12 protein-coding genes are annotated in these 14,639 nt (G+C 59.5%); 4 read left to right on the plus strand and 8 right to left on the minus strand.

Annotated elements, in window-relative coordinates; genetic code table 11:
- Window positions 1–7: 7 nt before the first annotated feature.
- Window positions 8–616 (minus strand): TerC family protein, encoded by a 609-nt coding sequence (locus tag EFB14_RS04445; protein WP_126823060.1) that lies wholly within the window; start codon window positions 614–616, stop codon window positions 8–10.
- 265 nt (window positions 617–881) lie between these two features.
- On the opposite strand from EFB14_RS04445, the gene EFB14_RS04450 reads away from it, so the two are divergent.
- The 3 genes from EFB14_RS04450 (at window position 882) to EFB14_RS04460 (ending at window position 4,624) form a co-directional block, all read left to right on the plus strand.
- Window positions 882–1,574, plus strand: a complete 693-nt coding sequence (locus EFB14_RS04450; RefSeq protein ID WP_126823062.1) for a hypothetical protein — start codon at window positions 882–884, stop codon at window positions 1,572–1,574.
- Between the two features lie 66 nt (window positions 1,575–1,640).
- Entirely contained in the window at window positions 1,641–2,009 is a 369-nt protein-coding gene (locus EFB14_RS04455) for a hypothetical protein (RefSeq protein ID WP_126823064.1), read from the plus strand.
- Window positions 2,010–2,470: 461 nt separating this feature from the next.
- Window positions 2,471–4,624 carry a mechanosensitive ion channel family protein gene (locus EFB14_RS04460; RefSeq protein WP_126823066.1) on the plus strand — a complete coding sequence of 718 codons (2,154 nt, stop codon included), beginning with the start codon at window positions 2,471–2,473 and terminating at the stop codon, window positions 4,622–4,624.
- Between the two features lie 892 nt (window positions 4,625–5,516).
- Here EFB14_RS04460 and EFB14_RS04470 read toward each other — a convergent pair.
- On the minus strand, window positions 5,517–6,779 hold the full coding sequence (locus tag EFB14_RS04470; RefSeq protein WP_126823070.1) for an MgtC/SapB family protein: 1,263 nt from the start codon (window positions 6,777–6,779) through the stop codon (window positions 5,517–5,519).
- Window positions 6,776–6,901, minus strand: coding sequence for a hypothetical protein (locus tag EFB14_RS33710; RefSeq protein WP_281015367.1), 126 nt, complete (start codon window positions 6,899–6,901; stop codon window positions 6,776–6,778). Before EFB14_RS33710 ends, EFB14_RS04470 begins: the two co-directional genes overlap by 4 nt.
- Window positions 6,902–7,138: 237 nt before the next feature.
- Here EFB14_RS33710 and EFB14_RS04475 point away from each other — a divergent pair, with 237 nt between their 5' ends.
- Window positions 7,139–7,639, plus strand: a complete 501-nt coding sequence (locus tag EFB14_RS04475; protein WP_126823072.1) for a YidB family protein — start codon at window positions 7,139–7,141, stop codon at window positions 7,637–7,639.
- 329 nt (window positions 7,640–7,968) lie between these two features.
- On the opposite strand, the gene EFB14_RS04490 is transcribed toward EFB14_RS04475, so the two are convergent.
- The 5 genes from EFB14_RS04490 to speB all read right to left on the minus strand — a co-directional run bounded on the left by EFB14_RS04490 (window position 7,969) and on the right by speB (window position 14,500).
- Entirely contained in the window at window positions 7,969–9,405 is a 1,437-nt protein-coding gene (locus tag EFB14_RS04490; RefSeq protein WP_126823074.1) for an NAD-dependent succinate-semialdehyde dehydrogenase, read from the minus strand.
- 17 nt (window positions 9,406–9,422) lie between these two features.
- Window positions 9,423–11,015, minus strand: coding sequence for a gamma-glutamyltransferase (gene ggt, locus EFB14_RS04495; RefSeq protein WP_126823076.1), 1,593 nt, complete (start codon window positions 11,013–11,015; stop codon window positions 9,423–9,425).
- A gap of 17 nt (window positions 11,016–11,032) precedes the next feature.
- The gene (locus tag EFB14_RS04500; RefSeq protein WP_126823078.1) at window positions 11,033–12,415 is read right to left on the minus strand and encodes an aspartate aminotransferase family protein; all 1,383 of its coding nucleotides are present in this window, start codon (window positions 12,413–12,415) and stop codon (window positions 11,033–11,035) included.
- Window positions 12,416–12,530: 115 nt separating this feature from the next.
- On the minus strand, window positions 12,531–13,373 hold the full coding sequence (locus tag EFB14_RS04505; protein WP_126823080.1) for a transporter substrate-binding domain-containing protein: 843 nt from the start codon (window positions 13,371–13,373) through the stop codon (window positions 12,531–12,533).
- A gap of 80 nt (window positions 13,374–13,453) precedes the next feature.
- Window positions 13,454–14,500, minus strand: coding sequence for an agmatinase (gene speB, locus EFB14_RS04510; RefSeq protein WP_126823082.1), 1,047 nt, complete (start codon window positions 14,498–14,500; stop codon window positions 13,454–13,456).
- Window positions 14,501–14,639 lie beyond the last annotated feature (139 nt).

Consider the following 14,639-nt stretch of genomic DNA (forward strand, 5'->3'; position numbering starts at 1 on the left):
AGGCCCGTTACTGCATGTAAGGCAGAACCTCGACGGCGCCGCGATGGATCATGTCGAGCGAGACGTAGAGGATGATCAGCAGGCCGACATAGGCGATCCAGCGATGCTGATTAAGCAGCCGGGCGATCAGGTTTGCGGCGATGCCCATCAGCGCGATCGACAATCCGAGGCCGATGACCAGAACACCCGGATGTTCGCGCGCAGCACCGGCAACGGCGAGCACGTTGTCGAGCGACATCGACACGTCTGCAATGACGATCTGGGTCGCCGCCTGGAAGAAGGTCTTTTTCGGCGCGCCTTCGGCGTTCGTCGCATCGTGATCCCCGCCATGACCGGCGCGAATCTCGCGCCACATCTTCCAGCAGACCCAGAGGAGCAGCAATCCGCCGGCCAGCAACAGGCCGACAATCGCCAGCAGATAAACGGCGACGCTGGCAAAGATGATACGCAGGACGGTCGCGGCCAGAATGCCGACAATGATCGCTTTGCGGCGCTGGGAGGCCTCCAGGCCGGCGGCCGCAAGGCCGATGACCACCGCGTTGTCACCGGCGAGAACGAGATCGATAGCGATAACCTGCAGCAAAGCCGTCAGAGCGGCTGCCGTAAAGAAATCCATAATGATTACCCCCAATGCGTTAGAAGCGTGCTAGCGTCTCGGAAGTTTGGCGTCAACCGCTGAGAGGATGCGTCAAGCCTCGCTATCCATGACGCGGCGCATCCGGAATGCGCAGGCGACAGCGTTATGGAACTAGAGGCGAGGGGGCTGCATCGCTGTCCGGTCCATTGCCATTTCCCTGGAACATTCATCTCATCCGCCGGTTCTTCCAGTCAGGAAACCAGGCCGGATCGACGGCTGTGTCTACATCGAGAGGAGAGCCCCCGTGAGCAACATTTACAAGGATACCAATCCAGCCTTCCCAGGCCGGGCAGGCGGCGGCAGCCTTGCCGCATTTTTCGACAGCCGATCGGAAGCCGAGTCCGCAATCTCCCGCCTTGAAGACGCGGGTGTTCCGACGGCGAGGATACGGTTGATGCCGGGATATGAGGCGGATGGAAAAAACGCCGGCGTGGTGAGCGACGACCGCAGCGGCTTCTTCGACGCGCTGGCGGACTTCTTCTTCCCCGACGAGGATCGGGCAGTTTATGCGGAGGGATTGCGGCGCGGCGGCTTCCTCGTCCAGGTCAGCGACATCGATGACGCCCTCTATGAAACCGTCCACGACATCCTGGACGATGAGGGCAGCATCGACTTGGATGAGCGGGCGGATCTCTGGTCGTCGGAGGGCGCATTTCAAGGTGCATCGAACACGGGCTTTGCCGGACCTGTCCACGGCGGCAAATCCTCGGAAGATCTGGCCGTATCGGAGAGCGCATTCGAAGAACGTGAATCGTCTCCGGCTACCGAAGACACGCGTCCGGTCGCGACGCGAGACACCGCGCACGGAAGCGGCAAGGTGCGTGCCTATACGTTCACTGACACCGGCTCCGCGCCATCGAGCGATGACGATCGGCAATCGCAGGCCCAGTCGCAAGGCGGATCGCAACAGAGCCAGGATTTCAGACGCGATCACTGATGCCCCAGAGGCCTGGCTGCAAAGCCGGGCCTCATTCCGTTCAGCCCGCATATCGAGGACATGTCCATGCAATCATCCATCAACCGCGACGGCTTCCTTCCGCCCGACCCCGACGAATTGATCGAGGAGGGCGAGTTGCCTTTTGCCGACGCCGCGAGCGACCAGGCCGACAATAGTTTGACCGCTCTGCAGCGGGAGGTAAGGCTGCTCAGCGTCCGCATCGGCGTGCTGCGCGAAGATGCAGAGGCGGCGCTGAAAGCCAAGGCGACATCGATCGATGCAAACGCCCACGTCCAGCTCGGCGACTATCCCTGGCTTAAGCTCGCCGCGGCGACAAGCGCAGCCTTTATCACAGCCAGGATCCTTCGAAGCCTTCCGTTCGGTGCGCTGCTTGCCGGCTCTACCAGTCATTTCGCAGAGACGAGACGGCGGTGAAAAGCTGGCATGCGCAAAAGCTTGACGGACAGCGTTGCGCGCCATCACAGGAAAGGCCGGGGCGGGACTTCCGCGAATGCGCAGCCAGAACTTTCTCGAGCTTTATCTGAATGATGTGGTTATTTCCTAAACCGTTTGTTCCGGCTTTTGAAGATGCGGGAAGTGAGCCGTTTGGCCCGCCTTTGAGGTTCTGCAGGTTCTCCCACCCAAGCTGCGGCGGTCGAACGGCGCGAAGTTCTCATGATGATATGGCGATTGCCGGCTCATCGAGAACAGCGCAGAGCGGGCAGGGCCGCGATGTCAGTGGCATAGAGATGAGCTTCGACCGATCGGCGCCTGGCCAATAATCGGGTATGCGTCCGCCAAACAGGTTCATCGATTGACGTTGATCGCGCAACGTTTCACAAAGTTCCAAGCCTCTACCAACCAGAAGCGATGACAACACGCGGGACCACGATTACATGCACATCAACGATGTCCGTCATCCTTTGCGGAAAGTGTCCACATTCCTGGCGGTCGTATTTTCGACGCTTCTGCTGGCGAGCATAAACCAGACCTTGGCGGCCGAACCCTCTGCCTCCCCAGCACCGATCCGCGTTATTATCGAACTGCCGAATGATGATTCCGGACGTGCGCTGGTCAATCGGATAGTTCCTGGCAATCAGGAACCGGCGCAGCCTGCGGCGGTCTCGCAAGAGGCCGAACCGCCGTCGATTGCGACCTCACTTCAGGATCTGCGCCAGAGGTTACTTACACTCCTCAATGCCGTTCCAACTCTTCCGGGGCAGATCCAGGCTGCAATCCGGCTCTTCCAGGCAGATGATCGTATCGACCCTCTCGGTCTCGTCTTGGCGGTCATACTCTTCGTAGCGGGCGGATTCGTTGCGCAGCGCATCGCCTGGTGGTCAGGGCGCGGCCTTCTCCATTTCGTGCTGACCGCACCTGCCGACACCATCCGGCAGCGGATCAAGCTCCACGCAGGTCGGCTCTCTATGGGGCTTCTCGCATTGGCCGGCTATCTCATCGGAAGCCTTGGCGCGTTTATCCTCTTCCCATGGCCTGCCGTGTTCCGCGATGTCGCACTCATCCTCTTGTCAGCCGCGCTCATGGTGCGCCTTGCCGTGCTTGTCGGCCGCATTGTCATCGCGCCAGGCGCCCGCCTGCCGCATATGCGGCTGTTGACGCTTGTCACGTCGCTTGCCTGGTTCTGGTACTACTGGCTCCTCGGAATTGTCGCAATATTGGCGGCCGGCTGGGCCATCATCGAAGTGATCCGGACGATCGGGGCGTCAACCATCCTGGTCGATCTCTTTACCGCGGCATGGCTTGGTGCGGTTTCAATTGCGCTGCTCATCATGATCTGGCTGCGGCAGTTTCGTTCTGATGGACCGCAGGTGAACCGGCTGATCAGCGTGGGCTTCAGCGCGAGCATTATTCTATCGTGGCTTTTATGGGTGTCCGGGCTCCGCGGTGCGTTCTGGACGGTGATCGTCATCACGCTTTTGCCCCTTACCGTCTCGATAGCTCGCGATATCATTCGGCACATCATCATACATCCCGAGAATGAGCGCGCCGCCGAAGATCCGACCGTCTTGGGATGGTCAGTCGTCATTATGCAAACGCTGCGCAACGGCCTCATTGTGGCTGCCGCGCTCCTCATTGCCCGCTCGTGGAATGTCAACCTCAGTGACCTCGCCGCATCCGAAACGGTGACCACACGTTTAATCCGCGCGGGAATCCGCATCGTTATCGTGTTGCTGGTGACCGACGTCATCTGGAAGCTCGTAAGCACTCTGATCGACACTCAGATGGCCGTGGCGTCGCGAAGCGGGAACGGGGAGCAGGAGCAGGGGACCGACGCACGCCGGCGTCAGCGGTTGAATACTCTTCTTCCCATTCTTCGCAATGTGCTGTTCCTGGCGATCGGAGCTGTTGGCTTCTTGATGATCCTCGATGCCGTTGGCATTCAGATCGGACCACTCCTGGCGGGCGCCGGGGTCGTAGGCATAGCCGTCGGCTTCGGTGCCCAAACACTCGTCAAGGACATCATATCCGGCGTTTTTTATCTGTTCGACGATGCCTTCCGCATCGGCGAATACATCCAGGCGGCAAAATATAAGGGTACAGTTGAAGGCTTTTCGCTGCGATCGATCCGCTTGCGACACCACCGCGGCCCGGTCACCATCGTTCCTTTCGGTGAACTCGGCGCAGTGCAAAATCTCAGCCGCGACTGGGTTATCGACATCATTACTCTCACCCTGAACTATGACAGTGACCTCGAGGAGGTTCGCAAGACCATCAAGCGCATCGGTGTTGAGCTCCTGGAGGACGCTGAACTTGGGCCTAACATCATCGAGCCCTTAAAAATGCAGGGGATCGAGCAGATGGCGGACTACGGCGTGCAGATTCGGCTGAAGTTCATGGCAAAGCCCGGCGAACAGTTCGGCGTTCGCCGAAAGGCGCTCGCCATGCTCAAGAAGACATTCGCGGAAAAAGGGATCCAGTTTGCAACTCCGACGGTTCATGTTTCCGGCGGTCCGGCCGATGCCGCGGCAACCGCTGCCGCGTCGGAGCTCCAAAGACCATCAAAAGTCATCTCGACACCTGAGGAATAACAACGGCGAGCGCATGTGCGAGCTTTCGGTCGAATCCCGTCAAGGCAGCTCGCGACGAAGGTATGCCATTGTAATCAAATGGCATATTCTTGTTCCATAATCTATCTTATGCGATAAAGATATGTAGCCGCAAAGTTGAAGTGTCCTGTTTCTGCAAAGTTGGAATGTCACTCTCCCTCCACCTGAACGGCGCCTGGAGCCTTCCCTGATTTAAGAACGTTTCCGAGGCGGAGCGCGCATCGCCCTTAGCCGGCGGATCGTCTCGCAGCCCTCGGTCGCCGACGAAACCGCGGTCTTCCTGCCGGCCGCTTCGGCCGCAGCGTCCACCAGCTGGAACGCATATTCAACCGCAGCTTCCGTATCGTCTTGACAGAGTTTCTCGCCGCTGCAGCGGGTTTCAAGCAATCGTCGGACCCGGCGCTTGATCACTGGCACGACGAAGCGACCCGAGTGAGTGAAAAGCTGTCGTAAGCAGCTGGTTGCGACCACTTCGCAAACCAATAGCTTTCCCTCGATTTCGCCGAACGTGGGTACAGCGAATCGCGCTCCTCCCGTCCTGCAGTCACGATCTGTAACCAACATCTTCGTTCTCCTGTCATTTCAGTTTCATCGACCGCCTTCAGTACCCAACGCGGGATCTCCGCTCCCCATAAAATATAGGGTCAGATCCGACATCGTCGGCCCTCACCCGTCAGCGCATTCTAGACGGCCGGAACAGGACCGCCTTGCGCCAGATCAATGAACGGCCATTCGAAATTGCATGAATTCATTCTGTGAGGCACCCGATCGCTGTCGACGCGCATCGAGATGCCCGCGCTTTTCTGCTACTGAGGTCCATCTCATGCGGCGCGCAATGCCGCTGGGATCATCGGCCAAATCCGACGACGAAAGGTCAAGCCAGGAGCAAGCCGGCAAATCCGGCAAGGGTGGCGAAAACGCCGGCGATGGCGAGGCGAATGGCATAGCCGATGCTCCCCATGCTTGCTGCAAGAACGGTCTTTGCAAGGAGATTGGCAAAGGCCGCGACGGCGATGGCGTGGGCAGCCGCTTCCGCCGGCACCTGTGCGTCCGGCAGTTTCGCAACGACAAGCGTTATCGCATCGAGGTCGCCAAGTCCCGTGATGAAAGCAAGGGCAATCAGCGACTGGGTTCCGAAGACGATCATGGTCATTTTTGTCAGGATCATCACAACAGCAAGAACAAGCGCGAAACGCAGTACGACCATCACCTCAAGCGGGTTTCGCGGTGAAAAATCGGCGCCGTCGTCGGCGCGCCGCAACGACGCGGCAAGGCCGGCTCCTATGGCAAAGACCACCGCAGCGGCAGTGAGTGATGGAGCCAGTTCCCTGAAAACGGCCGGTGCAATGACGCCGCAAATCAAAAGCACGCGGACAAGCGAAACCGCTCCGGCCAGCATGGCTCCCGCTGAAAGAAGTGACGAGATCGCAGGCATCTGCGTCGACTGGCGGGCAAAGGAAAGCGTCAAGGCGGTCGATGAGACGATGCCGCCGCTTGCCCCAGTTAGCAGTATTCCGGCGCGAGCGCCGCTGAGCCTGATCAGGATATAACCGGCAAACGAGACGCCTCCCACCAGGATCGTCATCATCCAAAGCTCGAAGGGATTGATCAGCTGCCAGCGATCGATCGGCTCGTTGGGAAGGATCGGCAGGATAACAACCGTCATCGTCAGCAGAATCAAGGCGGCTCTGAGCTCGAGCCAGGTCAATTGCCGGAGAAATCCATGCAACGGTTCCCGCGCGGCGAGAAGGACCGTGACTGCAACAGCGCTCGCCGCCGTTACCGTCATATCCGCAACCACGGCGGCATACCCGAGCGCAAACACCATTATTGCCGCGATAGCCCCGGTAGCGCTGTAATCCTCTTCCCGCGCAGCCTGCAAACGGCTGAACAGGAGGACCGTGACGCAGAAGAACCCAAAGATGGCCGTCGGCAGAACCGGCCCGATCACCGGCTGCAGGAAACCGCAGACCCCCCCGAGAAAACTGGACAGGCCATAAGTGCGGATGCCCGCCACCCTCTTACCCGCGGCGGCGTCACGATCCTGCCAGCCGCGCTCTATACCGACCAGAATGCCGATCGCAAGCGCAAGACTGAGACGCTGGAATGCTTCTGTCGTCACCAAAGATGTCATCATTCGATGGTCCGGAACTGGCGGGCTGCTCCATCGCTCAGAGCGCCCTCGCCGTCTAAGTCTTTGCCATTGATCCGCAGCCGTCGTTCGGCGGCGTTCAGACAGGGCGGGACAATCGTCGTCATGGTCTTCCGGCTCCGCACCGATTTCATTTCAATATATTGCAATATGACCTACGCCGGCCACTGCCTTGCGAAAGATCAACGCAGGCCGCTGCGGCAATGAAGTGGCAGACGAGAATGGACCGGACCCCATCGTTTCCGCAGGGCAAAACGACGTGGAACCTTTGAGCACTTGGGACATTGCCTCCCTGCTATCAGGCGCTCTGAATTGCGTCACCTGCACCATAGGAGGATTTCATCATGATGAGCGGTCCATTGAAGGCGCTTCTCGCCGTTCTTGCCGTTGCCGGCTATCAGAACAGAGACAAGATCGGGGAACTCCTGCGGGGTCTCCAGAACCCTCAGCAGCCGGGCGGGCTTGGCGGAGCTGCCGGTTCGGGCGGTCTCGGCGATCTTCTCGGAGGGTTGACGTCAGGCAGCATCGTCAGCGGCGGCCTTGGCGATCTCCTCAAGACATTCCAGCAGAATGGTCACGGCGACAAGATAGAGTCGTGGGTGAGGCCCGGCCAGAATGCCGATATCAATGACGGCCAGCTCGCGGAAGCGATAGGTCCTGACGTTCTCAACGAGATTGCAGGGAAGACCGGCCTTTCGCATCAGGAGATTCTCGGACGGCTGAGCCGCGATCTTCCCAAGGCGGTTGACGACCTGACCCCGAATGGAAAGGTGCCGAGCGCCGAAGACGATGTTTTGTCCTCCGCAAGCCAATCAACCGGCTCCCCTCGCCCCGGCATGGTCTGATACCGGGACGACTGGCGCGCGGCGCAGCAAAACAACCGTCCGAATGGAATCCCGTCGGCTAGAGCCTTTCCGGGTTAGATTGAAGCATTCTGTTGGCTCAAACGGAGTCGGATGATCGACCGGCCGGCGCGCGTCGTAGCCCAGTTCTACGGCCAAGCCGGCCGGTCGATCAGGCGGCCCGTTTCAGCCAACCCGAAGGGCCGGGCATATTTCCGCCAGGATCAAAGGCGATCGGCTCGGACGTACCTTGGGGTATGCCCGTCGCCAATCGCCTTTGCCCTGACGAAAATCTGCTCCGGCAGAATGCTTCAATCTAACCCGGAAAGGCTCTAGTTTATTGCCTCGGTTACGAGCTTCGTATTGAAGTAGGCCTCCATGGCTTCGCTGCCGCCTTCCGACCCGTAACCCGACTCTTTCATGCCGCCGAAGGGCAGCTCCGGCAGCGCCAGTCCATGATGATTGATTGACAGCATGCCGCTTTCGATGTCGCGGGCAAGGTCGGCGCTCGTCTTCGCGGACGTCGTGTAGGCATATGCCGCCAGCCCGTATGGCAGGCGGTTGGCCTCCGCAACGGCAGAACCGTAGTCCGAAAATGCGCTGACGATCGCCATGGGACCGAAGGGTTCTTCGTTCAGCACGCGCGCATCTCGTGGAACGTCCATAAGAACTGTCGGCTGGAAGAAATTGCCGAGATTGCCGATCCTTTTGCCGCCGGTTGCGATTTTCGCGCCGCGCATGACTGCGTCGGCCGTCAGCGCTTCCATGGCTTCGACCCTTCGCGGGTTGGCCAGCGGCCCCATGGTTATGCCATCGCTCAATCCATCACCGACGGTGACTGCCTCGGCCGCCTTGACGAAGCCGTCGAGGAATTTTTCAAAGACGCGCTCCTGGATGAGGAAACGTGTTGGCGCCACGCAGATCTGGCCGGCATTTCGAAATTTCGCAGCGGCCAATATCCTGACCGCAAGATCGATATCCGCATCGTCGAAAACGAGAGCCGGCGCATGGCCGCCGAGCTCCATCGTGACGCGCTTCATATGGGCGCCGGCGAGCGAAGCCAGATGCTTTCCGACCGCGGTCGATCCCGTGAAGGAGATCTTGCGGATAACAGGGTGCGGGATGAGGTGACCGGAAATATCGGCCGGAATTCCGAAAACCAGATTGAGGACGCCCGCCGGCAGGCCGGCGTCAGCAAAGGCGCGAACAAGCTCGGCGCAGCTTGCCGGCGTCTCCTCCGGCCCCTTCAAGATGATCGAGCAGCCGGCCGCAAGAGCTGCCGAGACTTTTCGCACCGCCTGATTCAACGGGAAATTCCAGGGGCTGAAGGCGGCCACCGGGCCGACAGGCTCCTTGACCACCATTTGCCTGACATTGGTTGCTCTCGGTGGGATCAGGCGGCCGTAGGCACGGCGAGCCTCTTCGGCAAACCAGTCGATGATGTCGGCAGCACCCATCGTTTCCGCCTTGGACTCTGCCAGCGGTTTGCCCTGCTCCAATGTCATTAGTCTCGAAATGTCGGCAGTGCGGCCGCGCAGGATCTCGGCTGCGCGGCGCATAAGCTTTGCCCTGTCGAACGCACTGACCTGCCGCCATTGTTCGAACCCTGCGGCGGCGGCCGAAAGTGCTTCGTCGAGATCATTCCCGCCGGCATTTGAAACGCGGCCGATGACCTCACCCGAAGCGGGATTGACGATGGACAGGTGCGCGTTCGACCCGTCCCTCCAGAGGCCATCAATGAAAAGCTGGGTATCCGGATAAGCCGACATATCGCTCTCCATTGCTGTCAGTAACCGAGCGCACAACCATCTTTTCGATGATCGGAGCCGCCCAGCAGCGTGTTGTGTTGATCGTCGATCCAGATCGCCTGAGCACCGCCGATCGCCCAATTCGGAGCGACAACCTTGAAACCGCGAGCTTCAAAATCGTGAGCGATGGAGGTGCGAAGAAGTGCTTCGGCCTCGACCGTCGCCGTGCCGGGGAGCGGAAAGAGCCGGGGCAGATCGATGGCGCTCTGGATGTCCAGACCGAAGTCGAACAGCTTGGAAAGGAAGTGGGCGTGGCCCATCGCCTGATAGTGCCCTCCCATGACCCCGAACGACAGGACAGTTTTGCCTTGGCGCGTCACCAGCCCGGGGATGATCGTGTGCATGGGTCTCTTGCGCGGCCCTATCGCGTTCGGATGGCCCTGTTTCATCCCAAAGCTCTGTCCACGGTTGTGGAACAAGACGCCGGAGTTCGGCGCCATCAAGCCGCTGCCGTAGGGATGGAAGATCGAGTTGATGAAGCTGGCAACATTTCGGTCCTTGTCGACGACCGAAATATAAACCGTGTCCGAATGCTCGGCGCCGTCGAAGGCCGCCGCGGCGTCGGCAACTCCATTCAGGTCGATCTTGGCGGCAAGACTGTCGGCGAGTTCGTCGGACAACAGGAACTCGACCGGAACATCCGATACTTCAGTGTCGGCTATCCTCCGGTCACGGGCGGCATAGGCCAGCCGCGTGGCTTCAACTTCAATGTGCAGATTGTCGACGCCGAGTGGATCGCCCCTGCGTTCGAAGCGCTCCAGGATCTTCAGGATCATCAGTGCGATGATCCCCTGCCCGTTCGGCGGGCATTCATGCACCGTCCATCCTCGATAGGTCGCGCTGATGGGCTTCACATATTCGCCGGCGGCAGACGCAAAATCCTCAAGCGTATGCAGTCCCCCCAACGAATTCAGCCGCGCCACCATGTCTTCCGCCACGGGACCGCGATAGAAGCCGTCACGTCCCAAGGCTGCTATCGTCTCCAAAGTTTGGGCCAATTCCGGCTGTCGTTGAACCGATCCGACGGGCGGAACCTCGTCATCGACCAGGAAAATACGGCGCGTCGAGGGATCGCGCAGCAGCATATCGCGTTGGTTGGAGAGGTCGGCGGCCACGCGCGGCGTGATCCCATAACCGTCGCGCGCCAGCGCTATCGCGGGAGCGAGAATTTCCGCCAGCGACATCCTTCCATGATCGGCGACAAGGCGCGCCCATGCATCCACCGCACCGGGAACGGTCACCGCATGCGGCGACGATCGCTCGATCGAAGTGATCCCGTTGTCCCGGTACCACTCGAAATGTGCCGCAGCCGGTGTGCGTCCCGAGCCGTTATAGGCAACGACATCATCATTTCCATTTGAGGCAAGCAGCGCAAAGCAATCACCGCCGATGCCGGTGGATCCGGCCTCGACCACGCATTGCACGGCGCAGGCACCCACCGCAGCATCGATTGCCTTGCCGCCGGCTTTGAGGATATCGATCGCCGTCAAAGTCGCCATAGGATGTGATGTTGCTGCCATCCCATTGCGGCCGACAGCTATCGATCGTCCCGGCATTTCGAAGTTTCGCATGTCGTCGATTCCCTTGCTCAGTAGAGGCCGGTCGCCCTGGCCCAGGTGTAGGTGTCATCCAATGCACGGGTGGAGCGATCGAACAAGTCGTTGATCTCAGCCTCGGTGATGATAAGCGGCGGGCAAAGCGAGTAGTTGTCGCCAAGCGCGCGTGTGATGACGCCATGGACCTGGGCCTGCTTGCCTGCGTGAATGGCAATGCCGTCCGCTGGCTTGAACTGCTCTTTCGTTTCCTTGTTGCGAACCAGTTCGAGAGTGCCGATGAGGCCGCGGCCGCGGGCGTTGCCCACGAGCGGATGGTCGCCAAGTTCGTTCAATCGCCGCTGGAATACTGGGGCGACGTCCCTGACGTGGCCGACAATGTCGCGCTCCTCGTAGATTTTCAAGGTTTCCAAAGCGACGGCGGTCGCAACAGGATGGCCGCTATAGGTGAAACCATGTCCGAATGTTCCGATTTTCTCGCTCTCTGCGACGACTGCGGAATGGACCTTCTCGTTGATCATCAGTGCGGATATCGGCTGATAGGCTGCAGAAAGCTGCTTTGCCATGACGATCATATCCGGCTGAAGCCCGAAGCTTTCGGAGCCGAACATCGTGCCGAGCCTGCCGAAGCCGCAGATGACTTCATCGGCGATCAGCAGCACGTCGTATTTTTTGAGGATTGCCTGGACCTTCTCGTAATAGGTCGGCGGCGGAACGATGCAGCCGCCGGATGCCATCAACGGCTCGGCGAAAAATGCACCGATGGTTTCCGGGCCTTCGGCGAGGATCATCTGTTCGAGCGAATCGGCACAGCGCGTCGCAAATTCCTCTTCCGTTTCCCCCGGGCGGCCGTAGCGATAAAATTCCGGGCAATCGGTATGCAGCACCCGGTCAATAGGCAGATCGAAATCGCGATGGTTGTTCGGAAGGCCGGTCAGGCTGGCCGAAGCGATCGTCACGCCGTGGTAGGCCCGCATCCGCGATATGATTTTCTTCTTTTCCGGCTTGCCGATGGCATTGTGATAATACCAGACAAGCTTCATCGCCGTGTCGTTGGCCTCGGAACCCGAATTGGCAAAGAACACTTTCGACATCGGCACCGGTGAAAGCTGGATGAGCCGGTCAGCAAGCTCGACTGCGGTCTCATGCGTCTTGCCGCCGAAGCTGTGATAGAAGGGCAATTCCTTCATCTGGCGGGTTGCCGCGTCTACCAGCCGTTGTTCACTGAAACCGAGCGACGCACAAAACAGCCCGCCAAGCCCCTCGATATATTTATTGCCGTCGCTGTCGATGATGTGGATCCCCTCACCCCTGGCGATCACCATCGGGCCGTCCTTCAAATGCTGCGAGGCGTTTGTATAGGGATGAAGAACGAAGGCGGCGTCGCGGGATTCGAGGGAATTGAGAAGGATGGTCACAGTGGTTCTCCAAATGATGGGTGTGTTTCGATGGCGACGCTGGGCCGGTCAGCCGGCGCGACCTCTCGGTGCGCCGGCTGCCAATCGCTGCCGAAATGGGAGCTCTTCCGCTTGATCAATCAAGCTTCGTCTTCATCCACTTCTCAGCGAGCTTGTTGATGGTGCCGTCCGCTTCAGCGGCTTCGATCGCGGCATCAAACATCGACTTCAAGACGGTGTCGTCCTTGCGAAGGCCAGCCGCGATGCCCTGCCCGAAGACCCCACCCTTGAAGGTCGGACCCGCGATCTTGTAGTCTTTGAAGTCGTCCTTGCCGAGCGTTGCATTCAGTGACGTCTTCTGGGCGACGACAGCATCGATGCGACCGGCCTGGAGGTCCAGGTCATGCTGTTCGACCGTCTTGTATTCCCTGGTATCGACGACACCCTTGAAATAGGCATCGAGAAACGCAGTGTTCGCCGTCGAGACCTGGGCGCCCACGGCCTTGCCCTTCAGGGCGTCCCGAAGCGGCTGCAATTCCTGCTCGACTTTCGCCTTGTCGCCGGCGAGATCGACCGTCGTTCCCGTTCCCGGCAGATCTGCGAGAGGACCTGATTTATCGACCATGAAGGCGGCCGCAGTCGGGGCATAGGGCTTGCTGAACGAGATGACGGCAAGACGCTTTTCGGTAACGATCATCGAAGCCATGATGGCGTCGAACTTCTTCGCGTTGAGCGATGGAATGAGCCCGTCCCAATCCTGGGCGACGATGGTGCACTTGATCTTCATGCGAGCGCACAGGTCGTTGGCAAGATCGATCTCGAACCCTGCGAGCTTGCCGTCCGGGCCGGTAAAATTCCAGGGCTCGTATGCGCCCTCGGTTGCAATGGTGATCTCCGTCGGTTTCGTCTCTGCAACGGCAGCGCCAGCCGACAGGACGCCAAGCAGAGCGGACGTCAGCAAAAGTTTTGATACTTGCATTTTGGTATTCCCCTTTTTGTTGCGCCCTGCCCCTTTTCCAAAAGCAAGGCTGTGGCAGACTCCACGCGTCCAGCGATTTGCTAGGACGCGCGAACCTTGATTGCCTCTGCCGTCAGGCAGAGGAGTTCGAATAAGACCTGAGCGGCAATCTGCGCCGTGTTCGAGGTTGGATCGTATTGCGGAGCGATCTCTACGACGTCGCCGCCGACGATGTTCAAACCTGCAAGTCCGCGCAGAATTCCAAGCGCCTGGGCTGATGTCAGCCCACCGACCTCAGGGGTCCCGGTGCCGGGCGCAAAAGCCGGATCAAGAGAATCGACATCGAAGCTGACGTAGGTCGGACCCGATCCGACGATTTCTCTCGCCTTTGCGATCACGCCCCTTATGCCAAGGTCGCCAACTTCTTCCGCGTGGATGACGGTCATGCCCGACGCATAGGAGAATTCCCAAAGATACTCGGAATTCCCTCGAATTCCGATCTGGATTGTGCGCCTGGGGTCAAGAACGCCATCCAGAACCGCCTGGCGGAACGGTCCGCCGTGATGGAATTTGCAGCCCTCAAATGAACCGCCCGTGTCGCAATGCGCATCGATGTGGATCATCCCCACTGGCTGATGCCTGCCAATCGCCTTGAGAATGGGAAGGCTGACCGAATGGTCACCGCCGACCGCGAGCGGCACGACACCAGCCCCTACCAAGCGGTGGACAAATCGTTCGATATCTTCGTGAGACACAGCAAGATCAAAGCGGCTTTTGAACGGGACATCGCCCACGTCGGCAACGCGCGCATGGGCCGTCGGGACGGCTCGCAGGACATGATCGTAGGGACCGACGCGATCGACATTGCGTACGGCTCTCGGTCCGAACCGTGCACCCGATCGGTTCGTCACCCCGAGATCCATGGGGATTCCGAAAAGCGCAATGTCTATGTCCATGAAATCAGGCGATGCATCCGGACGATACGGAGCCTTCAGCAAGGTCGGAACACCGCAATAAGGCGCCTGCCGGCTATCGCCCTCCCCGAAAACCAGTTCGGCGACCTTTCGAAACTCAGGATCGAACACTTCACCGCCTGAAGCATTCGAAAAACGCTCCCGCAATTCGTCCAGGCTGAGAATCTCCGGCATCGGACCTCCACGTGTTCTGCCCCTTCAGGCCGCGATCAAAAAGCGGATGAAGAACCATTGCTTGTTGTAGCCAACATTGTATACATAATCGTATTCTGCTTGATCGAGCAAGAGGGAAAACGTTATGGTGTCATTCGCC

It is taken from the genome of Rhizobium fabae (genome assembly GCF_003985135.1).
In the GTDB taxonomy this organism is placed as follows: domain Bacteria; phylum Pseudomonadota; class Alphaproteobacteria; order Rhizobiales; family Rhizobiaceae; genus Rhizobium; species Rhizobium pisi.